The organism is Lysinibacillus sphaericus (assembly GCF_006864135.1).
In the GTDB taxonomy this organism is placed as follows: domain Bacteria; phylum Bacillota; class Bacilli; order Bacillales_A; family Planococcaceae; genus Lysinibacillus.
On record NZ_SADV01000010.1, the window covers coordinates 171,221 to 195,267 of the forward strand.

At 38.0% G+C, this 24,047-nt stretch carries 22 protein-coding genes and 1 riboswitch; of the genes, 20 read left to right on the forward strand and 2 right to left on the reverse strand.

Annotation, left to right across the window (positions count from 1 at the left end; translation table 11 throughout):
• Nucleotides 1–107: 107 nt before the first annotated feature.
• From C7Y47_RS14155 to spoIIP, 4 genes are all read left to right on the forward strand, one after another.
• Complete coding sequence (locus tag C7Y47_RS14155) at nucleotides 108–653, forward strand: GNAT family N-acetyltransferase (RefSeq protein ID WP_142509359.1); 546 nt, start codon at nucleotides 108–110, stop codon at nucleotides 651–653.
• 172 nt (nucleotides 654–825) lie between these two features.
• On the forward strand, nucleotides 826–1,713 hold the full coding sequence (locus C7Y47_RS14160) for a 5'-3' exonuclease (RefSeq protein ID WP_142509360.1): 888 nt from the start codon (nucleotides 826–828) through the stop codon (nucleotides 1,711–1,713).
• A 551-nt stretch (nucleotides 1,714–2,264) separates the two neighbouring features.
• Entirely contained in the window at nucleotides 2,265–2,804 is a 540-nt protein-coding gene (locus C7Y47_RS14165; RefSeq protein WP_142509361.1) for an RNA polymerase sigma factor, read from the forward strand.
• Nucleotides 2,794–3,705 (forward strand): stage II sporulation protein P, encoded by a 912-nt coding sequence (spoIIP, locus tag C7Y47_RS14170; protein ID WP_142509362.1) that lies wholly within the window; start codon nucleotides 2,794–2,796, stop codon nucleotides 3,703–3,705. The genes C7Y47_RS14165 and spoIIP overlap by 11 nt, the downstream gene beginning before the upstream one ends.
• Before the next feature lie 53 nt (nucleotides 3,706–3,758).
• Here spoIIP and C7Y47_RS14175 read toward each other — a convergent pair whose 3' ends face one another.
• Together C7Y47_RS14175 and C7Y47_RS14180 are read right to left on the reverse strand one after the other, a co-directional pair.
• The gene (locus tag C7Y47_RS14175) at nucleotides 3,759–4,262 is read right to left on the reverse strand and encodes a C39 family peptidase (RefSeq protein ID WP_142509385.1); all 504 of its coding nucleotides are present in this window, start codon (nucleotides 4,260–4,262) and stop codon (nucleotides 3,759–3,761) included.
• Nucleotides 4,263–4,320: 58 nt separating this feature from the next.
• Nucleotides 4,321–4,665 carry a thioredoxin family protein gene (locus C7Y47_RS14180; protein WP_142509386.1) on the reverse strand — a complete coding sequence of 115 codons (345 nt, stop codon included), beginning with the start codon at nucleotides 4,663–4,665 and terminating at the stop codon, nucleotides 4,321–4,323.
• A 364-nt stretch (nucleotides 4,666–5,029) separates the two neighbouring features.
• Between C7Y47_RS14180 and C7Y47_RS14185 the strand changes: the two genes are divergently transcribed.
• From C7Y47_RS14185 to C7Y47_RS14255, 16 genes are all read left to right on the forward strand, one after another.
• Nucleotides 5,030–7,414, forward strand: coding sequence for a 3-hydroxyacyl-CoA dehydrogenase/enoyl-CoA hydratase family protein (locus C7Y47_RS14185; protein ID WP_142509363.1), 2,385 nt, complete (start codon nucleotides 5,030–5,032; stop codon nucleotides 7,412–7,414).
• A 426-nt stretch (nucleotides 7,415–7,840) separates the two neighbouring features.
• A complete protein-coding gene (locus tag C7Y47_RS14190) occupies nucleotides 7,841–9,013 on the forward strand; it encodes an acetyl-CoA C-acetyltransferase (protein WP_142509364.1) in 1,173 nt (390 codons plus the stop codon).
• A 121-nt stretch (nucleotides 9,014–9,134) separates the two neighbouring features.
• Nucleotides 9,135–10,919 carry an acyl-CoA dehydrogenase family protein gene (locus C7Y47_RS14195; RefSeq protein WP_142509365.1) on the forward strand — a complete coding sequence of 595 codons (1,785 nt, stop codon included), beginning with the start codon at nucleotides 9,135–9,137 and terminating at the stop codon, nucleotides 10,917–10,919.
• Nucleotides 10,920–10,994: 75 nt separating this feature from the next.
• Nucleotides 10,995–11,120: a hypothetical protein gene (locus C7Y47_RS25675; protein WP_255505181.1), complete on the forward strand. Its 126-nt coding sequence runs from the start codon at nucleotides 10,995–10,997 to the stop codon at nucleotides 11,118–11,120.
• Between the two features lie 215 nt (nucleotides 11,121–11,335).
• Nucleotides 11,336–11,692, forward strand: a complete 357-nt coding sequence (locus tag C7Y47_RS14200) for an arsenate reductase family protein (protein ID WP_142509366.1) — start codon at nucleotides 11,336–11,338, stop codon at nucleotides 11,690–11,692.
• A 172-nt stretch (nucleotides 11,693–11,864) separates the two neighbouring features.
• Nucleotides 11,865–12,245, forward strand: a complete 381-nt coding sequence (gene gcvH, locus C7Y47_RS14205; RefSeq protein ID WP_142509367.1) for a glycine cleavage system protein GcvH — start codon at nucleotides 11,865–11,867, stop codon at nucleotides 12,243–12,245.
• Nucleotides 12,246–12,680: 435 nt separating this feature from the next.
• Nucleotides 12,681–13,022: a toprim domain-containing protein gene (locus C7Y47_RS14210; RefSeq protein WP_142509368.1), complete on the forward strand. Its 342-nt coding sequence runs from the start codon at nucleotides 12,681–12,683 to the stop codon at nucleotides 13,020–13,022.
• A 15-nt stretch (nucleotides 13,023–13,037) separates the two neighbouring features.
• Nucleotides 13,038–13,340, forward strand: coding sequence for a thioredoxin family protein (locus tag C7Y47_RS14215; RefSeq protein WP_142509369.1), 303 nt, complete (start codon nucleotides 13,038–13,040; stop codon nucleotides 13,338–13,340).
• 64 nt (nucleotides 13,341–13,404) lie between these two features.
• Nucleotides 13,405–13,509: riboswitch (SAM riboswitch) on the forward strand.
• Between the two features lie 297 nt (nucleotides 13,510–13,806).
• On the forward strand, nucleotides 13,807–14,835 hold the full coding sequence (locus tag C7Y47_RS14220) for a methionine ABC transporter ATP-binding protein (protein ID WP_142509370.1): 1,029 nt from the start codon (nucleotides 13,807–13,809) through the stop codon (nucleotides 14,833–14,835).
• Nucleotides 14,825–15,493 (forward strand): methionine ABC transporter permease, encoded by a 669-nt coding sequence (locus C7Y47_RS14225; RefSeq protein WP_142509371.1) that lies wholly within the window; start codon nucleotides 14,825–14,827, stop codon nucleotides 15,491–15,493. Before C7Y47_RS14220 ends, C7Y47_RS14225 begins: the two co-directional genes overlap by 11 nt.
• An 85-nt stretch (nucleotides 15,494–15,578) precedes the next feature.
• Nucleotides 15,579–16,427: a MetQ/NlpA family ABC transporter substrate-binding protein gene (locus C7Y47_RS14230; protein ID WP_142509372.1), complete on the forward strand. Its 849-nt coding sequence runs from the start codon at nucleotides 15,579–15,581 to the stop codon at nucleotides 16,425–16,427.
• A 460-nt stretch (nucleotides 16,428–16,887) separates the two neighbouring features.
• Nucleotides 16,888–17,772 (forward strand): response regulator, encoded by an 885-nt coding sequence (locus C7Y47_RS14235; RefSeq protein WP_142509373.1) that lies wholly within the window; start codon nucleotides 16,888–16,890, stop codon nucleotides 17,770–17,772.
• Nucleotides 17,769–18,815: a HEAT repeat domain-containing protein gene (locus tag C7Y47_RS14240; protein ID WP_142509374.1), complete on the forward strand. Its 1,047-nt coding sequence runs from the start codon at nucleotides 17,769–17,771 to the stop codon at nucleotides 18,813–18,815. The genes C7Y47_RS14235 and C7Y47_RS14240 overlap by 4 nt, the downstream gene beginning before the upstream one ends.
• Entirely contained in the window at nucleotides 18,812–20,236 is a 1,425-nt protein-coding gene (locus C7Y47_RS14245) for a glycosyltransferase family 2 protein (protein ID WP_142509375.1), read from the forward strand. The genes C7Y47_RS14240 and C7Y47_RS14245 overlap by 4 nt, the downstream gene beginning before the upstream one ends.
• Nucleotides 20,233–23,412 (forward strand): hypothetical protein, encoded by a 3,180-nt coding sequence (locus tag C7Y47_RS14250; RefSeq protein ID WP_142509376.1) that lies wholly within the window; start codon nucleotides 20,233–20,235, stop codon nucleotides 23,410–23,412. Before C7Y47_RS14245 ends, C7Y47_RS14250 begins: the two co-directional genes overlap by 4 nt.
• Before the next feature lie 316 nt (nucleotides 23,413–23,728).
• Nucleotides 23,729–24,047, forward strand: a 319-nt coding sequence (locus C7Y47_RS14255; RefSeq protein ID WP_142509377.1) for a hypothetical protein, incomplete at its 3' end; no start/stop codon positions are given.

Consider the following 24,047-nt stretch of genomic DNA (forward strand, 5'->3'; position numbering starts at 1 on the left):
AGTGTGATGCAATCAACTTAAAAATTTTATTGCCTATAAAAAGTTATCGTTTTGCATAAAGATTGTCCAGAACAAGGGGGCTTATTGATAACAAAAGGGGAGGAAATATGGTTATAAAATTAGAATCCGAGCGTCTATGTATAGAACCTTTTACTATGGATGACGCGTTCAGAATCAAAAAATTGGCTAATGACAAAAGATTAGCTGATATTCTTGGGCTTCCGCACCCATATGAATTGAAGTTCGCACAAGATTGGATTAATATGCAGCCAGAACTTATAAAACGGGGAGTCGAATACCCTTTAGGAATTGTTTCAAAAGAATCGAGAGAAATTGTAGGTACGATTACGTTAAGAATTGACAAGGTCAACAATAGAGGTGAACTTGGCTATTGGCTTGGTCAGGACTATTTGGGGAAAGGTTTTGCAACCGAAGCTGTAAATAGCATGATTCATTTTTGTTTTATCGAACTAGGTCTTAACAAAATTTGGGCATCTGCCATTTCTAGAAACAAACTATCGACTAGGGTGTTAGAAAAGTGTGGATTGCGCAAAGAAGGAACATTGAGACAAAATAGATTTTTAGTGGATACATATGAAGACGTTGATGTTTATGGGCTTTTAAAGGCAGAATACCCCGTCTCGGCTCTCTAATAAAATGATGATTATGGCGAGGTATAATTGATGGAAGTTTAGGTACTGCATAAAATTAACACTATGCTATATATTGTAGATGTTCTCATATAGTTTGCTATAATAGACAATGCTTCATAAAAGTATGATAGATAAATACAATTATTGTATTGTAATAGAGAGGACTATTTATATGACAACAAAACCAAAACTTTTAATTGTGGATGGCATGGCGCTATTATTCCGTTCATTTTTTGCATCGGCTGCGATGGGGCATTATATTCGCCTGGCGGATGGGACACCTTCTAATGGTGCCCAAGGATTTGTGCGTCATGTATTAACGGCACAATCTATTATGAAGCCGACCCATCTTGCTGTTTGTTGGGATATGGGTGCACATACATTCCGTAACGAATTATTTGATGGCTATAAGGCTAACCGTCCATCACCACCTGAGGAAATGCAACCGCAATTTGATATGGCGAAAAATTTATCGCAACAAATTGGTTGGCAAAATTTCGGTGTTAAAGGAATGGAGGCAGATGATTTAATTGGCTCAATGATTACAAAATTTCAGGATGAGGCTGACATTACGGTAATTAGCGGAGACAAGGATTTACTGCAACTTTTAAGACCATCAGCAGAAATTGCTTTTACGAAAAAAGGCTACTCAGAGTATGACGTTTATACGCATACGCGCTTTCGAGAGGAATATGGCATCGAACCTATTCAATTTGCACAGGTCAAAGCGTTTATGGGAGATACGAGTGACGGTTATCCAGGCGTTAAAGGTATTGGACCAAAGCAGGCACTTACGTTAATTCAAACATATGGTTCTATCGAAAATGTTCTTACGTCAATAGACGAATTAAAGCCAGGGCAACGCACAAAAATTAAAGAGAATCTAGATATGCTAAAATTGTCACACGAGCTTGCAACAATTCAAACGAACGTACCAATCGAGGCAGAATTAGCGAGCTTAGTATTACCTAATTACGAGCCTCAAACGTTCAAAGAAATAGAAGAACGTGGCTACACATTAATCGCCAAGCAGGCACGTTCACTGTATTCACTTATTTAACTTCTTTCAGCGGGGTGTCCAAACATCTGTATGCTTTCGGTACAAAAAACATTTGTTGCTACTGCTACGCTTAGCACTACGCTTTCGCACAAAAAACATTTGCATGCCTAGCACAAAGCAGATTCTGGGCGCAATTATGCCGAGGCATAATTGATTAACAAACATCATGGTCATCAAAGCAGAGTATAGAAATATGCTCTGCTTTTTTATTGCTCATCATCATAAGTTGGGAAGACATTTTGTAATACGTGTGTCATGTATAAGTTGATCTTCGTTACGACTGGGCGACTCCTTGGGGATTAGGAATAGAGGGACGAAGGCAAAAACCATCACGTTCTGTGATAACGCCTTCGTGACCAACACCCTGTTGCCCCAAGCTGCTCATCAGACCCCCCAGGAAGCTCTACTCTGCGAAAGCGAAGCGACAGCAACAATGCGCCCAGTCGGAACCGAAATCAACCATACGTTTTGTGAAGCAACCTTATAATTTTTTGTAACCTTTTCCTAACCTCAAACGAATTATAAGCAAATAAGTAAAAGGAGGGGAAAGATTGATTGATTCAAATAACTTAGAATCAAGAATAGTTGAAATTTACAATTTGTATTACTTAGACGTTTATAGATTTCTTGTTTGTTTTACGGGAAATCAAAATGATGCTGAGGATTTGACCCAAGAAGTATTTATTCGGGTATTAAAAGGGTTATTGAATTTTAATAGTAACTATCATTTAAAAACATGGATTTTTTCAATTGCAAAACATGTAGCAATAGATCACTACAGAAAGAAAAAGTTTGCCTCACTATTTAAGGACGGTTTTTTTAATCAGTTATCTTCGAATGAAAAGAAACCTGATGAGGAGTTTGAGGTAACAGAATTAAAACAATTTATTCATGAAGCTATTGCTAAATTAAAACCTAATTATAGAGCAGTAGTCATTCTTAGAGGTATTAATGAATTTTCCATAAACGAGACTTCGGAAATTCTTCAATGTAGTGCGGCGAAAATAAAAGTTGATTATCATAGAGCCCTAAAAGAGCTTAAAAGAAAACTGAATATTGAAATAGAGGGGGTTTTGACAAATGCAAAATGAAAAAGACTTATTTGATATGCTGAAAGAAATGTACCCTCAACATCCTAGAAAAGAATTTGTTTCTGCAACTGAAAATACTCTTAGACAACGAGCACGAAGCTTGGGTAAAAAAAGGATCTTCACAAAATTCTCTGTGATTACAAGCGGTGTTTTAGTTTGTGCATTTATTTTTTCATGGCTAATCTCTTTAAATGGGAGTGGCATAGTTTCAAGGGTAGCCCATAGTGATGGAAGGGGGGCATTGTCTTATGCAATGGAAGAAAAGAAACCTGTGGTATATATTTATCAATCACATAACAGGGAATCATTTTTCCCGGAGCTTCCTGAACAGCGGGCGTATAGAGAGCAGCCACCGTATAGTGATACTAAAAATGTAACACTGGTAGGTAAAGAGTTAAGTAGAGCATTAAAAGAAATGGACATTAATTCAATTCATGATGAGACAGATATAGATGGAATCTTAAAACAAAGGGGTTTATACTTTCCAGATTCATATAAAGTGTCACGGGAAAATTTACAGAAAGTTTTAGCTGAAAATGACAGCATTCGCATGGTTTTTGATATACATCGAGATTCTCAAAAAAGAAGTGAATCCACAATTGAAATGAAAGGGAAAGATTACGCAAGAATTAAATTTGTCGTATCAAAAACGAGTGGAAACTATGAAACGAATAAAATATTTGCCACTCAGCTTCATGAACAACTAGAAAAATTATATCCGGGACTATCCGTAGGTGTAATAGAAAAAGGGATTGATCCCAAAAATACCTATAATCAAGAACTCCATGATAATTCAGTATTATTAGAAGTTGGAGGTATAGATAATACTTTAGAAGAAACGTATAGATCAATGGATGTTTTTGCACAAGCTCTAAAAGTTATTCTTGAGAAGAGTAAATAAGCCTTGGTTATTGATGAAAAAAGAGCGTGTCTAACATGCAGGCACGCTCTTACTTAGCTCGGTGTAATTTTCACGAAGCTCAATACTTTTTCATTATCTTTAAAAGGAGCCGTTCGAATTTTACTCTCACGATTAGGGCCGCCATTATCATGGAATATTAACCAAAGCTCATCATTGCGTATTTCATAGCCAATGAGGGGGACCCAATGATAGACGAAGGTAGATTTTTTATCGCGCCAATTTAAGCTGAAATAGCGGTCAAAGCGTATGGCGACAGGGCGACCTGCATCGATTTCCTGCATAGCTTCCTTTAACGTACAGTCACGAATATCCCATGTCGGACGGAGCCGACGAAGATTGCGAATTAGCCGCCATTTAAATAACCCGATTTTGGTGCCACCGAGAAGTTTATAAAGCTCATTTACCGAGGGAGCTTGATCTTCTAAATAATTTAAGACTACGTGTACAGTTGTAGGACCACAAGCTGAATTATGGTATTTTGGTGAAATGGATGCATCATATTGAGACTTTCCAAGTAGCGACAGTTGCTGGCGCATCATAATCTCCTTTTTAAAAAGAGCCGCATTTCAAAAAGAAATGCAGCTCGTTTTTCCATTATTGTTGTGCAGATAAGAATTCTATAACTTGCTGAGGTGTTTTAGCATTTGCACTATGTAAGTGTGCTAATTTTTCACCGTTTTGGAAAATTAGTAAGCTTGGAATACCCATTACATCATATTTGTCCGCGATTTCTGGAAGCTCATCACGGTTAAGTTCATACCAGTCATATTTGTTGTACTCTTCGATAATTGGATCGATGAACATATTCATGCGTGTGCAATCTGGGCACCATCCAGCGTAAAATTTCACTAGAACTTTTTGATCACCTGAGATAAGTTCATTAAATTGTTCAGCAGTTGTAATTGTTTTCATTAGTATTTCACTCTCCTTGCTTTCCATTCTACACATTTTTTCCTCAACCTGAAAGTTTTCTGTTTGGAATTATTGCTATCTACTTATTGTTATGTTTTCGCTCGTAAAAAACAAAAAAAGTTGTATATCAAAAAAATAATTGGTGAAAAAAGATTGCTAAATCAGACAAAATAATCTAAACTAAAAACAGAAAAAGTAGTTTTATCTTTATTCAGCAGAAGATATTAACCTCTAATCCAAAATGGTAGCTGAATGAAGATAAGCCTCAGTCGTATGTCACAGATTACGCGTAAAATGATCTGGACAAAAATACACTAAGGCAAACTTGATATTTTTTTGGCCAAAAAATGAATGGCTATTCATTCAATGGGAGAATAAGGGGGAATTGCTTGTGACTTACAATATTAAAAAAGCTGCTGTTCTAGGTTCTGGAGTAATGGGTTCTGGAATTGCAGCACATTTAGCAAACATCGGTATTCCAACATTATTATTAGACATTGCACCGAAGGAACTAACAAAAGAGGAAGAAGCGAAAGGTCTTTCTTTAGAGCATCCTGCTGTAAGAAATCGAATCGTTAACGGAGCGCTTCAAAAGTTATTAAAGCAAAAGCCAGCACCACTTACTTCTAAGAAAAATTTATCACTACTAACGGTTGGTAACTTTGAGGACGATTTAGAGCAATTAAAAGATGTAGACTGGATTATTGAAGTTGTCGTTGAAAATTTAGCGATTAAACAAAGTCTATATGAAAAAATTGATGCTGTACGTAAGCCTGGCACAATTATTAGTTCTAACACATCTGGCATAAGTATCGATGCAATGGCAGAAGGGCGTTCAGAAGATTTTAAAAAGCATTTCCTAGGAACTCACTTTTTCAACCCGCCACGCTATTTGAAATTACTTGAAGTCATTCCGGCAAACACAACAGCGCCTGAGGTTGTAAGCTTTATGAAAACATTTGGCGAAGATGTGCTTGGAAAAGGTGTCGTACTTGCTAAAGATACACCGAACTTCATTGCCAACCGTATCGGAACGTACGGTTTACTAATTACTTTACAAGAAATGATGAAGGGGAGCTATTCGGTTGGTGAGGTAGATTCTGTAACAGGTCCACTAATCGGTCGTCCAAAATCTGCAACATTCCGAACGCTGGATGTTGTTGGTTTAGATACATTTATCCATGTAGCGAAAAACGTTTATGATCAAACAACTGGTGAAGAGCAGCAAGTATTTGCAGTGCCGGAATTCCTACAAAAAATGGTCACAAACGGCTGGTTAGGAGCAAAATCAGGTCAAGGATTCTTCTTGAAGCAAGGTAAAGAGATTCTTGAAATTAATCCAGACACACTTGAATATAGCCCAGCAAAAAAATTAAAAACACCTTCTATTGAGATGGCAAAACAAACTCGTGGATTAGCTAATAAAGTAAAAGCACTAACATATGCGAAAGATCGCACAGGAGATTTGTTATGGGGTATCTTCGCTCCAACGCTAATTTACTCTGCACAGCTACACGGTGAAATTGCTGATGATATTGTTGCGATTGACAATGCTATGAAATGGGGCTTCGGTTGGCAGCAAGGGCCATTTGAAATATGGGATGCAATTGGTGTCAAAGAGTCCGTAGCTAAAATGGAGGCTGAAGGTCGTGAAGTGCCGGCATTTGTCAAAGATATGTTAGCAAGCGGCTTTGAAACTTTCTATTCGGAAATTGACGGTGATCTAGCGTATTATAATGGCTCTGAATATGTAAAAGTGCCGGTTAATGAAAAAGAAATTAACTTAAAACGCTATAAGAAAAAGCACGGTGTTATTAAATCAAATACAGGTGCTAGCTTAATAGATTTAGGTGACGGAATTGCCTTACTTGAATTCCATTCCCAATCAAATGCAATTGGTTTGGACATTATTCAAATGATTAACTTTGCAGTCGATGAAGTAGAAGCTAACTATAAAGGCTTAGTCATCGGTAACCAAGGGAAAAACTTCTGTGTTGGTGCGAATCTAGGAATGATTTTAGTAGAAGCACAGGATGATAATATTTTTGAGCTAGATTTCGTTATTAAAGCATTCCAAGATGCAATGCAAAAGATTAAATACGCTCGTAAGCCTGTTGTAGCGGCGCCTTTTGCTATGACACTTGGTGGAGGAGCAGAGGTTTGCTTACCAGCTGCACATATTCAAGCAACAATGGAAACGTATATGGGCTTAGTGGAAGTCGGCGTAGGATTAATTCCTGGTGGCGGCGGTAATAAGGCACTTTACCAAAAATTCATCAAAGGGCTACCAAATGGTGTTGAAGTAGACTATCAACATATTGCTAATAAAGTATTTGAAACAGTTGCGATGGCAAAAGTTTCGACGTCTGGCGAAGAAGCACGTGAAAATAACTTCTTAAACTTTGCTGATGGGATTTCTGTTAACCCAGATCACCAACTATATGATGCAAAACAAGCTGCACTAGCGCTTTATGAGGCGGGCTATCAACCACCTGTACCTGCGAAAGTTCCTGTAGTCGGAGCATCAGGCTACGGTACGCTATTAATCGGTGCGCAAGGATTGTTTGAATCAGGCTATATTAGTGAACATGATTTAAAAATAGCTAAAAAATTAGCGTATGTCATTGCTGGTGGTAAAGTTCCATATGGCACATTAGTAGATGAACAATACTTATTAAACCTTGAGCGTGAGGCGTTCCTAAGCTTAGTTGCAGAACCTTTATCTCAACAAAGAATGCAGCACATGCTTTTAAAGGGAAAACCGCTGCGTAACTAACTTTAACTTCTTTCAGCAGGAGTCTCCTAACTCTATAGGTGGTGAGATGAATGCGAATTCAAGTCACTTTTCAGCGGGTATCCAACATCCGCTGAAATAGAGGAACTCAGTCTAAGAACGCCACGTCCTGTGGCAACGACTGAGTGACCAACATCGTGTTGGCCTAAAGCCTCCGGCGGATGTCACGGAATCGGAAAGGCGTTAATAAAGGATGTTAGCCTAAGATCATTGCATCCATGCGATAATGGCTAACTGACCTGCATCGGTAAAAACGTCACGTCCTGTGGCATTACCGAAATGACCGACATCGTGTCGGCCCTCGTGCAGGCCTAAGTACAAAGCCGATTCCGGAAGCAATTATGTCCGAGGCATATTTGATAACACGAATTAACCATACTTGCACATGAAACAAAGGGGGATTAATACATGCGTGAAGCCGTTATTGTAGCAGGAGCACGAACTCCGATTGGAAAAGCGAAGAAGGGTTCTTTAGCAACAGTTAGACCAGATGATTTTGGAGCGGTTGTTGTCAAAGAAACATTAAAAAGAGCGGGCTATGAAGGTCCGATTGACGATTTAATTTTAGGGTGTGCAATGCCTGAAGCTGAGCAAGGCATGAACGTAGCACGTAATATAGGAGCGCTTGCCGGGTTACCAGATACAACACCAGCGCTGACAATTAATAGATTCTGTTCATCAGGTTTACAAGCAATCGCTTTTGCAGCAGAGCGTATTATGCTAGGACATTCTAAGGCGATTCTTGCTGGTGGAGTCGAGTCTATGAGTATGGTGCCAATGGTAGGTAATACACCTCGCTTAAATCCAACGCTAGCAGAAACTGCTCCCCAATATTATATGGGGATGGGGCACACAGCGGAGGAAGTGGCACGTCAATACAATGTAAGTAGAGAAGATCAGGATGAATTTGCTGTTCGTTCACATGAGCTTGCAGAAAAAGCGATTAAAGAAGGTAAATTCAATGATGAAATCGTACCAATCGAAGTAGAGCAGCATTATGTAGATGACAACAACAAGCCACAGGTGAAAAAATTCACGTTTAGCATGGATGAAGGTGTACGTCCAGGTACATCTGTAGAAGGTTTAGCGAAGCTTCGTCCAGCTTTCCATGTTAAGGGCAGTGTTACAGCTGGTAATGCCTCTCAAACTTCGGACGGTGCAGCTGCAGTACTTGTAATGGATCGTGAGGAAGCAGAAAAGCAAGGGCTTACACCAATGGCGAAGTTTTTAGGCTTTGCAGTTGGTGGTGTACCTCCTGAGGTGATGGGTATTGGGCCAATCGTGGCAGTACCTAAAGCACTTGAAATTGCAGGGTTAGCCATTGATGACATTGATTTATGGGAAATTAACGAAGCATTTGCGTCACAATCCTTACAGGTCGTACGTCATTTAGGCATCGACCAAAATAAAGTAAATGTCAATGGTGGAGCAATTGCCGTAGGTCACCCACTTGGTGCAACTGGAGCCATTCTAACATTAAAGCTTATTCATGAATTGAAGCGTCAAGGCAAGAAATATGGTGTTGTCACAATGTGTATTGGCGGCGGTATGGGTGCTGCGGGAGTATTTGAACTTCTATAATTTTTTGCTAGATCAGCTTGGAGTGCTGCGTTTTCGGTTGCCTCCGAACATAGTGCTTCAAGCTTTTCTATATATTGGGGATAAAAACTATTAAAAATAGATATATAGGGAGGAATTTAGAATGACAGAAAAAACAACGGATTTCATTAAAGGCGGCGGATTTATTATTGAAGATGTGGAATTAGATCGTGTATTTACACCAGAAGATTTCACAGATGAGCATAAAATGATTGCTAAAACAACTGAAGAGTATGTAGCAAATGAAGTGTTACCAGTCGTTGAAAATTTGGAACACCATGAATTTGAGCATTCAGTTCGTCTACTAAAAAGTGCTGGTGAACTCGGCTTATTAAGCGCAGATGTACCTGAAGAATATGAGGGTCTGGGATTAGACAAAGTTTCTTCTGCATTAATCGCAGAAAAAATGTCTGTTGCTGGCGGCTTCTCTATTACACATGGTGCGCACGTAGGTATTGGTTCTTTACCAATTGTACTTTTCGGAAATGAAGAGCAAAAGCAAAAGTATTTACCGAAGCTTGCGTCAGGTGAATTAATTGCTGCTTACGCATTAACTGAGCCAGGTTCAGGTTCTGATGCATTAGGTGCAAAAACAACTGCGAAGTTAAATGATGCAGGGACACATTATATTTTAAATGGAGAAAAGCAATGGATTACAAATGCAGGCTTTGCAGATGTATTTGTTGTCTATGCGAAAATCGATGGTGATAAATTCACGGCATTTATCGTTGAACGTGACTTTAATGGCGTTTCAGTTGGCGCAGAAGAGAAAAAAATGGGGATTAAATCTTCATCGACACGTACATTAATCCTTGAAGATGCAGAAGTACCTGTAGAAAACCTTTTAGGTGAAGTAGGTCGCGGACACGTAATTGCTTTTAATATTTTAAATATCGGGCGCTATAAATTAGGTGTTGGAACAATTGGTGGCTCAAAGCGTGCATTAGAGCTTGCCATTCAATATACAAACCAACGTCAGCAGTTTAAAACGAAGCTGTCTGATTTCAATCTAACAAAAGAAAAACTATCAACAATGGCATCGCACTTATATGCATCTGAGTCATTAAACTATCGTACAGTAGGTTTATTTGAGGATCGTTTAAGCCAGCTAAGCCCAGATGAGCAAAAGCAAGGGAAAGTGATTGCTGGCGCAATTGCTGAGTATGCTATTGAATGTTCTATTGCTAAAGTATTTGGTTCTGAGACTTTAGATTACATTGCGGATGAAGCGGTTCAATTACATGGTGGTTACGGCTTTATGGCTGAATACGAAGTAGAGCGTATTTATCGTGATTCTCGTATTAATCGTATTTTTGAAGGTACTAATGAAATTAACCGTATGATTGTACCAGGTACATTTATGAAAAAAGCATTAAAAGGTGAATTGCCATTGCTACAAGTTGCTCAAAACTTACAACAAGAGCTTCTAATGCTAATGCCTGAAGATGTAGGCACAGAGCCGCTAGCACAGGAAAAATATCTTGTGAAAAATGCGAAGAAAATTGCTGTATTAGCAGCAGGCTTAGCAGCACAACGCTACGGCGCGAAGCTTGATCAAGAGCAAGAAGTATTGGTGAATATTGCTAATATCGCAAACCAATTATTCGCGATGGAATCAGCTGTATTACGTACAGAAAAAGCGATTGCTCGTGACGGTGCTGAAAAAGCGCATCAAAAATTACTGTACACTCAAATCTTCTGCCAAGAAGCATTTGCAGAAATTGAAAAAGAGGCAAAAGATACGATTCTTGCTTCAGCAGAAGGCGACGCTGCACGCATGACATTGTCTGCACTACGTAAATTAACTCGCAACAACCCATACAACTTAATTGCGAAGAAACGCGAAGCTTCTGTCAAATTAATTGAAGCAGAAAAATTTGTAGTTTAATATGCAAAATAACCCTAGCTATCCGAGATGTGATAGCTAGGTTTTTTTGTTTGTTGAAAATAAAAGTGTAGCTCTTTGGCAAAACGAGGGGTTGATTTCCGTTCCGACTGGGCGCTTGGTGCGATAGTTGGCATTTTATCAGCGATAATCAAGCTGTTATCAGCGATAGTAGGCATTTTATCAGCTATCAGCGATTCTTAGTATCTTATCAGCGCTCGGCATTTTGGAGCGTTTAGCCACTCTCTGCGCTTTTGTTGCGGCTCATCGGATGCTAGTGGCCTGGAACTCCAATTAACCCACGCTTAGCATGAGGAGTTTCATTTTGGTTCGTAACGGTTATGATGGTATACTACAGAAAATGAGGGATACACTGCTGAAAATGTAGTTCCTAAAAATGATAGTAGAGGAGCCTATAAATGACGATTCAATTTATTCAATATCCGAAATGTACTACTTGCAAAAAAGCTCAAAAATGGCTAAATGACAATGGGGTTTCATACGAAGAGGTACACATTGTCGAACAACCACCTACAAAGGAAGAACTATCAAACTTATGGCAAGCTAGTGAACAACCTTTAAAGAAATTTTTTAATACTTCTGGTATGAAATATCGAGAGCTTGGCTTGAAAGATAAACTTGCTGCAATGACTGAAGAAGAGCAGCTTGAACTGCTGGCATCAGATGGTATGTTGATTAAACGTCCGATAGTAACCGATGGAAAAAAAGTTACTTTAGGGTTTAAAGAATCAGATTTTGAGCAAGCTTGGAAATGACGCTTTTAACTTGTTTCAGTAAAGGTTGTATGTAGTGAAAGCGAAGCGTCAGGTCAGAAGTCTTCACCTCTATATGATTGAGATGAATGAGCATAATTGATTCTTGTTTTTATGGTAGAAGTATGGCACACTGAAAATGAATATATTACATATTTATGGAGGGGTTTTTTGCATGAGCACACCTAAAGACTTACGTTACTCTGAAGAGCACGAATGGGTAAAAGTAGAAGATGGTAAAGTACGTATCGGTATTTCTCATTTCGCACAAGCTGAACTTGGAGATATCGTTTTCGTTGAACTTCCACAAGTTGGCGACGAAATCAAAACTGATGATCCATTCGGTAGCGTAGAATCTGTTAAAACAGTTTCTGAATTATACGCACCAATCTCAGGTACAGTAGTTGAAGTAAATGCAGATTTAGAAGATAGCCCAGAATTCGTTAATGAATCACCATATGAAAAAGCATGGATGATCGTTGTAGAGCCTGCTGATGCTTCAGAAATTGAAAAGCTTATGACAGCTGAGCAATACGAAGAAATGATTGCAGAATAAGACAAGCCTTTAGCTTCTTTCAGCAGGTGTTCAAACATCAGCTAAAAGAAGTTAAAGCCTCCGGCGTATGTCACGGAATCGGATAGGAGTGTTTAAAGGATGTTAGCCTAAGATCATCGCATCCATGCGATAATGGCTAACTGACCTGCATCGGTAAAAACGCCACGTCCTGTGGCATTACCGAAATGACCGACATCGTGTCGGCCATGCAGGCCTAAGCACAAAGCCGATTCCGGACGCAATTATGCCGAGGCATAATTAATCAGAAAAACGTCGGAAACTACCGACGTTTTTTATTATCCTCATTCATTCTTCCACTATAGTTGGTGAAGTAAATGCAAGTATATTCCCTATTAATAGGTATCTAACTGTATCAACGACAAGGTTTATTGATATAATGAATTATAAGGGCTATGTCTAAATGGGGGTGGCGTGATGTTCGAAGGAAAATGCTTAATTGTCGAAGGCCGATCGGATAAACTTCAAATCGAACCTATTTTAAATGAAGACGTAAAAATACTTTGTACAAATGGTACAATTGGTGTGCATCAATTAGAAGAGCTACTCGATCCATATGAGGGTTGTGAGCTTTATACATTTTTTGATGCAGATACATCAGGTAATAAGCTACGGGCATTAATGGACAGACATTATCCAGAGGCTGAGCATTTACGGACGATGCCAACATATAAGGAAGTTGAGACAACTCCGAGGAAAGTGTTAGCGGCGATATTGATTCGTGCACATTTCTCAATCCATAATGAGTATATTTTGTAAGGTTGCGTGAAAAAGATGGAAGAATGGTCAACAGAGCAGTGGAACGCGGCTATCCAGTCCGGTGAAAAGGCTGCCTTTTATTTATATACACCAATGTGTGGAACGTGCGCAGTTGCATTGAAAATGATGATGGTTGTTGAACAATTGTTGCCACAACTACAGGTTGGTAAAGCGAATATAAATTTTATAGAGCGAATAGCTTACGATAATAAAATCGAAAGTGTACCATGTTTACTCGTATATGAAGGCGGAGAAATGACAGCAAAGGTTTATGCCTTTCAATCTGTACCGTATTTATACGAATTGTTAAAAAATTAATTGACGGAATATTAATCGCGTGGTAAAGTAACAAATATATTAAAAAAACAATAAATATATCGAACTCTTATAAAGAGCGGCGGAGGGAAGTGCCCTATGAAGCCCGGCAACCATCACAAACGTGAAAAGGTGCCAAATCACCCAAAGATTTATCTTTGAAAGATGAGAGAACGGTTTAGCGTATAAGTTACGTGACCCCTTCTACTTGTCTAAAAGTGAAGGGGTTTTTTTAACTTCTTTCAGCGGATGTCCAAACACCTGTACCTGTCGCTACGCTTTCGGTACAAAAGAAATCCGCTGAAATAGAGGGACTCAGTCTAAGAACGCCATGTCCTGTGGCAATAAAACGAAGCGACAGCAACACGGTTTTATCTGTGCGAAAGCGAACGACAGCAACAACAACGACAACAACAACTGAGTGACCTTATGCCGAGGCATAATTGATATGAGAAAAGGAGAATTCGCTATGATCAATCTTCAAAATATTACGAAGAAATACAAAACTACGAATGGCGAATTAACAGCAGTTAAAGACGTCAACCTTTCTATTAATAAAGGTGAAATTTTCGGCATTATCGGCTATAGTGGCGCTGGTAAAAGTACAATGATTCGCTTGTTAAATGGGTTAGAAAAGCCTACATCTGGTACGGTGACGGTTAACAATCAAGAGTTTTCATCCATAAAGGGGCAAAAGCTTCGGGATGCTAGACAAAAGGTAAGTATGATTTTCCAGCACTTCAATTTACTTTGGTCTAGAACTGTTGCAGAAAACATCGCTTTCCCACTCGAAATCGCAGGTATGCCAAAGGCAAAACGTGAAGCACGTGTGAAAGAATTGATTGCACTAGTTGGCTTGGAAGGGCGCGAAAAAGCATATCCATCACAACTATCGGGGGGACAAAAACAACGGGTAGGTATCGCTCGTGCACTTGCTAATAATCCAGAGGTATTGTTATGTGATGAGGCAACATCCGCACTCGATCCAGAGACGACAGATGCTATTCTTGATCTACTTGTCGATATTAACGAACGATTAGGTCTAACGATTGTGTTAATCACACATGAGATGCACGTTATTCGTAAGATTTGTCATCGTGTAGCGGTTATGGAAGCTGGAGAAATTGTAGAACGTGGTGAAGTATTACAAGTATTCCAAGCTCCACAAGCTGCCATTACGAAAAAATTCGTTTCTCAAATTACAGATACGAAGGAAACACAGGAAACTGTGGCACAAATTAAAGCAAATTATCCTAATGGACAACTTGTTAAGCTAATCTTTGTAGGAGAAAAAACAGAGCAGCCTGTCATTTCACATCTTGTGAAACAGTTTGATGTAGAAGTAAGTATTGTACATGGTAATATTTCGCAAACGAAAAATGGAGCATACGGTACACTTATTGTGCAAATTGATGGCTTAGTGGCCAATGTTGCAGCTGCACTTAGCTACTTAAATACAGTCGAAGTACAAACGGAGGTGATTGCAAATGCTAACTAGTCTCTTTCCGAATGTCGACTGGGAAAAAATGTGGGATGCTACGTATGAAACATTGTACATGACAACAATTTCTACGGTCATCACATTTATACTTGGATTAGTAATTGGAATCTTATTATTTTTATCAAGTCCCAACCAACTATGGGCCAATAAAATTGTGAACTTTTTAACAGGATCAATCGTTAATATTTTCCGTTCGATTCCATTTATCGTATTGATTATTTTATTAATTCCATTTACGAAATTTTTACTTGGCACAATTCGTGGCGCAGATGCGGCTTTACCAGCATTAATTATTGGAGCTGCACCATTTTATGCACGAATGGTATTAATTGCCTTACGTGAAATTGATAAAGGTGTTATTGAAGCGGCTCGTTCAATGGGTGCCAAAACGTCAACGATTATTTGGAAAGTATTAATTCCCGAATCGTTACCAGCGCTTATTTCTGGTCTTACTGTAACGGCTGTAGCGCTTGTTGGTTATACTGCGATGGCAGGTATTATCGGTGCAGGTGGTCTAGGAAACTTAGCATTCTTAGATGGCTTCCAACGTAATCGCTCAGATGTAACTTTAATGGCGACTATATTAATCTTAATAGTAGTATTTATTATTCAATGGATTGGCGACTTAATTACAGCGAAAACAGATAAACGCTAAAAAGAGCATCACACTACAAACATTTGGTTATCTCGGTTTTATACCGCTAACATATTTAATATAAGTAAAAAGGGAGAGTAATAAAATGAAGAAGTTATTAACAGGTTTATTTTTATCTGTATTAGTACTAGCTCTAGCCGCTTGTGGTGCAGGTAAAAAAGAAGAAACAGGCTCAAGCTCATCATCTAGTGACAGTAAAGAAAATGTAACATTAACAGTAGGTGCTTCGAATACACCACATGCTATTATTTTGGAAAAAGCAAAACCAATTTTAGCTAAAGAAGGTATCGATCTTAAAATTGAAAAATATCAAGACTATGTATTACCAAACCAACATTTAGAATCTGGCGAACTTGACGCGAACTACTTCCAACACCTACCTTTCTTAGAGCTTAGCATGAAAGAGAATGGTTATGACTTTGTAAATGCTGCTGCTATTCACATTGAACCAATCGGAATTTACTCTAAAAAATATAAATCTCTTGAGGATCTTCCAGAGGGGGCAACAATTCTACTTTCTAGCTCAGTATCAGACCACGGTCGTATGCTTTCATTGTTAGAAGCTAAGGGCTTAATTAAATTAAAAGATGGTGTTGATAAAACAGCAGCAGAAATAAAAGATATCGCAGAAAACCCTAAAAACTTCAAATTCGATGCAAATACAGCGCCTGAAATGCTTGTACAAATGTACGAAAATAATGAGGGTGATGCGGTTCTAATTAACTCGAACTTTGCAATCGATAACGGCTTAAATCCATTGAAAGATGCAATTTCTCTTGAAGATAAAGAATCTCCATATGTAAATATTGTCGCTGTACGTGCAGGTGATGAAACAAAACCTGAAATTAAAAAATTAATAGAAGTATTAAAATCTAAAGAAATCCAAGACTTCATTATTGAAGAATGGAAAGGCTCAGTTGTACCAGTTAAATAATTGGAATTTATCGAAAAAAAGGTATGTAAGCATGAAAGCTTACATACCTTTTTTTTGTCGGAAAAAGAATAAATGCGTATAGATTAACAAAGGTTGATGTTCACTCCGGGTTCTTTTCCGTGGCCATTTGCTTCAATATCCTCTATGGACTGCTGTCACCTTTCATAATGCATGTCAAAAAAATACTATATTGTTACAGTCTAAAAGGGACCTTTTTTTCTTGTTTAAAGAAGGGTGGTCTTTCGTCAGAAAAATATAACTTTTTTTCAAAAGAAGTCTTCTTTTGTATTTCATGACAAAAATATAATATATTTTAAAGGTGACTGATTTACCAAATATTTTATATAGTAATTGTTAAGTAATATTTATTACTATAGTTGTTGTGTTTGTAAATCAAAAAAATGATAGAAAAATAATAGAGGAGAATGAAATATTTCTTACATCACTGGAGTGAACACAAATGAATAAATTAATCATTGCAGAAGACATCATGCAGGAGCATGAGGTGAAGGGTTATTTTGAAATTTTGCGTGAGAGTGTTATTCGCTCGCGTTTAACAATAACGGCAGTCTTTTTTAAATTAGCTAGTTCCTCACAAGGAACAGATATAGAACGTAATCAAGTGAATCATCAAATTTCAGCTTTTTTGACATCAAAAATACGAAAAACAGATTTACTTTTCCAATTAGCGGATGGCGTACATTGGGGAATATTTTTTCTGCAAAGTAGTGAAGTTGAGGTAAAGGCGTTTTTAAAACGGATTTTTGCAATTCTTAAGCAAGAAAGGGAATATCAGCAAATAGCTTTAAAAGCCTCCATTACTGAAATAAGAAATAATAGCGTTAACTTTGAAACGTTGTTAGACAAGAATAAGCAAAAACTAGCAGATGACGAACAGCCGATTTGGTCAATAGAACAGGTTACAGATTATCGTGTACAACCGATGGAACAAGTAAAGGTCAGTATTATTGAACAAAGTGCAATCTTTAGAAAAGTGCTAGAAACAACGTTCACTCACTTAGACATTCCTCATTTTACGCTAGACGTTGCTTCCTATGAAGATGGCTATAGTTTTTTACAGTCCGAAACCTATAAAACAGGCCATATGCATTTAGTTGTCATGAACGATATTTTACCACGTAAAAATGGCTTAGAAATTTTGCACATTTTACGAGAAATGCCGAATGAGAAAAAGTTCATCATTTATATGATGTCGGAACGAAACTCAGAAGGGGCGACACTTAATGCTTATGAAGGTGGAGTCGATGAATTTATTGTAAAACCATTTAATTTACGTTTGTTAGAAGCAAAAATCAGGAGAACATTTGCGAGGTTTTGGCTATGATCGAGCTATCGATTTCTTTTCTTTTAACGGTCATCGTTGTTTTATTAGTCATTTTATTTTTATTTACGATATATCTACTTTTGCAACATGGGTGGGAGATTCGCTTTGCAAAAACACGTGATACTTATTTACAAAACTATTCACAGCACTGGTACAACTATTTATTCAATGATGAAAATTTCTCTATTGTGCTTGTACCCCGTGGAAGAGCTCAAGTAGCAGCTATCGAAATAATCTTTTCATCGTATTTGAAAAATATAACGAATGAAAAAGTTAAACATAAAATCAAAGCGTTTTCTAATCGCTATTTAAAAAAGTTTTATGAAAAGGATTTAGCAAGTAAACGTTGGAGCATTAGGATGAATGCTTTATATCGAATTGCTGATTTACAGATAGATGAATTATTAGATACTTGTCAACAATTCGAGAAAGCCAAAATTTCGGAGGAAGAATATTTTCAGTTGTTAAAAATATACTCTATCTTCCGACAAGAATTGTTTATCGAAAAAATTAAAGAATCGAGCATTCACTATTCTGAAAGCGAATATAGAAGATTATTTGTATTGTTAGAGGATTCCGTATTTATTCGATTGTTTGAAGACTTTAATAGCTGGGCGAAAAATATTCAATACGCTGCAATTGATACTGCAGCTGTCAAAAGAAACATGCAATATATTGAGAAATTAAAACAGCTATTAACATATGAGGAACCAGAAATAAAAATAAGAGCATTAAAGGGTCTTTACGAAATTGGTGTCATTGATGAAATCGATCCTTATGTGCCATTTGTGGCATCAGATATGTGGGAAGTAAGATTAATGATTGCAAAAATCTTTAAGCATGTGCCGCTAGAATATACCTATGCTTATTTAGAACAGCTTCTTGAAGATGAAAATTGGTGGGTACGATCACAGGCAGCAAAAACAATTGCAGAAAATAGAGAAGGAATTGCAAAATTACAGCAATTTATGGAGTCTTCAAACGACCAATATGCAATTGAAATGGCACAGGAAACAGTAGTCAGAAGGCAGGGGATCAAATGAAATTAATGTTAGATTATTGTATGTGGTTCTTTGGCGGCATTATTATGTTTTATATGTTATTCGTTATTGTTTCGTATTGCGCAATGTTTGTAATTGCCATGCTAGATTTACGCAAACGCTATAAATTAGATCCCTCAGAATATGATGATGCGCATATCGATGCCTTCTACTCAAAACCAATATCCTTACTAGTCCCTGCTTACAACGAAGAGGTTGGAGTTGTAGATACAGTCTATTCATTGTTGAATTTACGATATCCGCAAACAGAAATTATCATTATTAATGATGGTTCTACCGACACTACACTGCAAACTGTCATCGAGCATTTCCGAATGAAACCCGTTGATAAAATTGTTCGTACAAATATCCCTACAAAAGAAGTTAAACAAATTTATGAATCAGAAATCTATCAGAATTGTATTCTAGTAGATAAAGAAAATGGCGGTAAGGCAGATGCATTAAATGTAGGGATCAATGTTTCGCAATATCCTTATTTTTGCTCTATTGATGGTGATTCAATTTTAGATGAAAAATCCTTACTTCGTGTAATGAAGCCGATTATTTTATCTGATGGTGAAGTGATTGCGGCAGGTGGAAATATTCGAATTGCCAATGGAGCGAAAATGCAACTTGGTGCTGTTACTGAAACCCACTTACCGAATAACTACTTAGTCATCATGCAAATAATAGAATATTTGCGAGCTTTTTTAATGGGGCGAATCGCTTTAAGTAAATTCAATCTTGTGCTTATTATTTCCGGAGCATTTAGTGTCTTTTCGAAGGAATGGGCTGTGGAAGCGGGCGGTTATTCAACGAATATTATTGGAGAAGACATGGAGCTTGTCGTGAATATTCACCGTTTGATAAGAAAGAAAAAAGAAAAGAAACGTATTGAATTTGTACCAGATCCTGTGTGCTGGACGGAAGCACCTCAGACATTAGGGGTTTTGCGAAATCAACGTAGACGTTGGCATCAAGGATTATTCGAAAGTCTTTGGAAGCATAAAACGATGACATTCAACCCAAAATATGGCTTGTTAGGGTTTATTGCATTGCCATATTTTTGGCTTGTAGAATGCCTAGGTCCAATTGTTGAGCTAGGTGGTTATATTTATATCGTAGTAGCATTTTTCTTAGGGAAAATCTATTACGAAGTAGCGGTAATACTGTTGCTGCTCTTCGTTATTTATGGAGTTATTTTTTCAATTGCATCTATACTATTCGAAGCATGGACAATGAACACTTACCCGAGAAAGAAAGAGCTATTACGAATGATACTTTTAGCATTTACTGAAATTTTTTGGTATCGACCACTCACTCTTTTATGGCGCTGTGAAGGATTAGTTCGGTTTGTGCTAAGAAAAAGCGATTGGGGCAATATGAAGCGTGTCGGTATTGCTGAAAAGGAGAAAAGTGTATGAAGCGAATATATATAGGGGTCATAGCTACTCTAATTCTCATTGTTACACCTATAGCATGGTGGTATTTGAGCGATGAAAAACCGCTGAACGTCGCGATCCTAGATAAAACGGTTCCGAACGAAACATATCGAGAGCATCTAGGTGTGAACTGGTTTTTAAACCATTATAAATACACAATTGATCATCAACCATATGATGCACAAAAAAATTACTATGGTACGATTCCGAATGATAAAACGAAAAGAGTATCTGAAAAAAAGTTTCCGACCGACTATAGCAATTATGATGTTATTTATTTGGCAGATACGTATGGTGTTTATAAGGATGATTTACATGAAAAAAAGCGTCTAGGTAAACGCTCAGAAAAAATTGTTGGTGGCTTAGAAATGGAAGAATGGCAATCAATAGTAGGTCGTTTAGCAAGCAACAAGAAAAGTATGCTTATAGCTGAATACAATACATTTGCGTCACCAACATCAGAGGCAGTTAGAAAAGAGCTACAGGACTATTTAGGAATATCATGGTCTGGATGGATTGGGCGTTATTTTGATGAGCTTGATTATCATAAAAACTCAGAAATCCCGCAATGGGTCATAGATGAACATGGTGATAATTGGCCATATAAGGGCGGTGGCTTTCTTCTATTTAATGAAATTACAGAAAAGCTCATTGTGCTGGAACTGGACAAGCATGTAAAAACAGAAGGTATTCAGGTGCAATTTACTGAAGAAGGGCAAAAATTCTTTCATACCTCCGCTAGTGCAGAATATGGCTATTGGTTTGATATTATCACGCCTAAATATGCGGAGGATGCTCTTGCTAATTATAAATGGGACTTAACAAAAGATGGAGAAAAACTATTAAAGGACAACGATATTCCGCAGCAATTTGCGGCTATCGTTTCACAGGATAAACGTTACACTACAAGCTATTACTTTGCTGGAGATTTCAACGATATGTCACGGGTACCGAACCTTTATAAAATAAAGGGTTTACCGACTATTTATAAATATGCTGAAAAGTATGCAGATAGTTCATTTTACTGGTCGATTTATATACCAGTCATGCATAAAATTTTTGAAACGTTTGAGCAAAAAGAGGTTGAAGAAAACGTTAATCATGAAAAACAAAATTATAATGCACGTATTCAAGGTGAATCATTTGAAGTCTTACACGATGGGAAATGGGAGCCACTAGTCTTTAAGGGCGTTAATATCGGTATGGGGAAACCGGGAGCATTCCCTGGCGAGGCCGCAATTACGGAAGAAGAGTACTATCGCTGGTTCCGTCAAATTGCTGAGATGAATGCCAATACGATCCGTGTCTATACATTACACCCGCCAGGTTTTTATCGGGCACTTGCTAAATACAATGAGGAAAACCCAGATAAACCATTGTATGTATTGCATGGTGTGTGGATTAATGAGGAAGGCTTGTCTAATTCATTAGATGCCTATGATGAAACTACTTTAAAGGATTTCCAAGTAGAAATGAAGCGCATGGTAGATGTTATCCACGGTAATACTTATGTGAAGCCAGTAGCAGGACATGCTTCAGGCTTATACGATGTTGACGTTTCAAAATATGTTATTGGCTGGGTGCTAGGAATCGAATGGTATCCGCACATGGTAGTCGGTACGAACGAAAAACACGCTAATATAGGCGAATACAATGGGACATATTTTGAAACGAAACATGCTGCACCATTTGAGCATTGGTTAGCGGAGCAAATGGATCTTATTACTACTTATGAAAAGGATAAATATAATTGGATTCGCCCAATGAGCTTTACTAACTGGGTAACAACCGACTTGCTAGACCATCCGTCCGAACCTTCTGAGGATGAAGATTTGGTAGGAGTCAATCCAAATGTCATTTATACGAAGGGTGAAATGCAGGCGCCAGGACAATTTGCTTCCTATCATGTGTATCCATATTACCCTGACTTCTTTAACTTCGACCAAAAATATTTAAATTATAAAGATTTCCGAGGCAATAAAAATAGTTATGCAGGATATTTAAAAGACTTACATGAAGCCCATCGTATGCCTGTTCTTATTGCGGAATTTGGAATCCCAGCAGCTCGCGGTATGACACATGAAAATGTTTATGGCTGGAATCAGGGGCATATGTCCGAACAGCAGCAGGGTGAAACACTTCAACATTTATATGAAGATATTATGCATGAAGGCTTGCTAGGAGGTCTTATCTTTACATGGCAGGATGAGTGGTTTAAGCGGACTTGGAATACGATGGATTATGATGACCCGAATCGTCGACCATTTTGGTCCAATGCACAAACGAATGAACAGCAATTTGGTGTACTAAGCTTTGATAGATTTAAAGTAAAAGTAGACGGCAATACAACAGAGTGGAAAGGTACACAACTGTACAATACCTCACCTTCAGATACAACAGATTTTGCTGTCGATTATGATGAAAGATATTTGTATTTCAAAATAAAAAGTGATGTTTTAGAAAAAGCTTCACCTCGTATTTTACTTGATGTAGTACCAAACCAAGGAAATACGTCGGCAACATCAATAAAAGATATGACGTTTTCAAATGGCGTAGATTTTATGGTGGAATTAAATAAAAGTGGAGACTCTCGAGTGGTCATAGATGAATACTATGATTTCTATGATTATTTTTACGGTCATAATATAAATCTGATTCCACCTCGTATGGCAGTTCCTACAAAAAATAGTGGTAAGTTTGCACCGATTTATTATGTGTTAAATAAAGAGTTGTACTTACCAGAGCAAAACATCACTACTGACTTCAGTCATTATGAAACAGGGAAGCTGCTTCAAGGGAATGCCAATCCAAAAGCAAAAGATTATAATTCGTTAGTAGACTATACATGGACGGATGATCATGTGATTGAGCTACGAATTCCTTGGCTACTAATCCAAACTAGAGATCCAAGCCAGCGTGAGTTTATGGGAGATTTATATAAAGATGGAGAGACAGCTTCGACGAAAGTGGATAATATTTATATTGGTGCGGTCTTTGTAGATAAAGAGGGCAAAGTTGTAAAATCTTTACCAGAGACAAATGGCCAAGTCTTACCGAAACTCTCACCTTATACTTGGGAACCATGGCAAACACCTAAGTTTGAAGAGCGTCTAAAACAATCATATTATATTTTACAAAAATTATTTAAAGCATATTAAATGAGAGCTTAGGATAGGTAAGTTTTTGCCTATTCTAAGTTTTTTTGCTCATTACTAAAAGTTGGGATGTTATTTGTTAAAACGTATGATATATACGTTGATTGGAGTCGAGACTGAGCGACTCCTTGGGGATTAGCAATAAAGGAACGAAGGCTAAAAGCATCACGTCCTGTGATAACGCCTTCGTGACCAACATCGTGCTGCTGCCGCTTCGTTGGCACTACGCTTTCGCGCAAAAACATCTGTTGACCCGAGACCCTGGAGCGAGCATCGCTAGTGAAGCGGCTCATCGGACGCCCTTAGGAAGCTTTGCTATGTGCGAAAGCGAAGCGGCAGCAACAAATGTTTATTCTGTGCGAAAGCGAAGCGTCAGCTACAAATGTTTTCTGTAGCGAAAGCGAAGCGTCAGCTACAAATGTTTATTCTGTGCGAAAGCGAAGCGGCAGCAACAAATGTTTTATCTGTGCGAAAGCGAAGCGGCAGCAACAAATGTTTTATCTGTGCGAAAGCGAAGCGGCAGCAACAAATGTTTTCTGTAGCGAAAGCGAAGCGTCAGCAACAAATGTTTATTCTGTGCGAAAGCGAAGCGGCAGCAACAAATGTTTTCTGTAGCGAAAGCGAAGCGGCAGCAACAA

Bases quoted from the DNA above. Each gene is read 5' to 3' on its own strand.
- C7Y47_RS14225 (WP_142509371.1), top strand. From the start codon at position 14,825: ATGCTAACTAGTCTCTTTCCGAATGTCGACTGGGAAAAAATGTGGGAT.
- C7Y47_RS14215 (WP_142509369.1), top strand. From the start codon at position 13,038: ATGGAAGAATGGTCAACAGAGCAGTGGAACGCGGCTATCCAGTCCGGT.
- C7Y47_RS14230 (WP_142509372.1), top strand. From the start codon at position 15,579: ATGAAGAAGTTATTAACAGGTTTATTTTTATCTGTATTAGTACTAGCT.
- C7Y47_RS14200 (WP_142509366.1), top strand. From the start codon at position 11,336: ATGACGATTCAATTTATTCAATATCCGAAATGTACTACTTGCAAAAAA.
- C7Y47_RS14235 (WP_142509373.1), top strand. From the start codon at position 16,888: ATGAATAAATTAATCATTGCAGAAGACATCATGCAGGAGCATGAGGTG.
- C7Y47_RS14220 (WP_142509370.1), top strand. From the start codon at position 13,807: ATGATCAATCTTCAAAATATTACGAAGAAATACAAAACTACGAATGGC.
- C7Y47_RS14210 (WP_142509368.1), top strand. From the start codon at position 12,681: ATGTTCGAAGGAAAATGCTTAATTGTCGAAGGCCGATCGGATAAACTT.
- C7Y47_RS14240 (WP_142509374.1), top strand. From the start codon at position 17,769: ATGATCGAGCTATCGATTTCTTTTCTTTTAACGGTCATCGTTGTTTTA.
- C7Y47_RS14160 (WP_142509360.1), top strand. From the start codon at position 826: ATGACAACAAAACCAAAACTTTTAATTGTGGATGGCATGGCGCTATTA.
- C7Y47_RS14190 (WP_142509364.1), top strand. From the start codon at position 7,841: ATGCGTGAAGCCGTTATTGTAGCAGGAGCACGAACTCCGATTGGAAAA.
- C7Y47_RS14195 (WP_142509365.1), top strand. From the start codon at position 9,135: ATGACAGAAAAAACAACGGATTTCATTAAAGGCGGCGGATTTATTATT.
- C7Y47_RS14245 (WP_142509375.1), top strand. From the start codon at position 18,812: ATGAAATTAATGTTAGATTATTGTATGTGGTTCTTTGGCGGCATTATT.
- C7Y47_RS14180 (WP_142509386.1), bottom strand. From the start codon at position 4,665: ATGGAAAGCAAGGAGAGTGAAATACTAATGAAAACAATTACAACTGCT.
- spoIIP (WP_142509362.1), top strand. From the start codon at position 2,794: ATGCAAAATGAAAAAGACTTATTTGATATGCTGAAAGAAATGTACCCT.
- C7Y47_RS14250 (WP_142509376.1), top strand. From the start codon at position 20,233: ATGAAGCGAATATATATAGGGGTCATAGCTACTCTAATTCTCATTGTT.
- gcvH (WP_142509367.1), top strand. From the start codon at position 11,865: ATGAGCACACCTAAAGACTTACGTTACTCTGAAGAGCACGAATGGGTA.
- C7Y47_RS14175 (WP_142509385.1), bottom strand. From the start codon at position 4,262: ATGCGCCAGCAACTGTCGCTACTTGGAAAGTCTCAATATGATGCATCC.
- C7Y47_RS14155 (WP_142509359.1), top strand. From the start codon at position 108: ATGGTTATAAAATTAGAATCCGAGCGTCTATGTATAGAACCTTTTACT.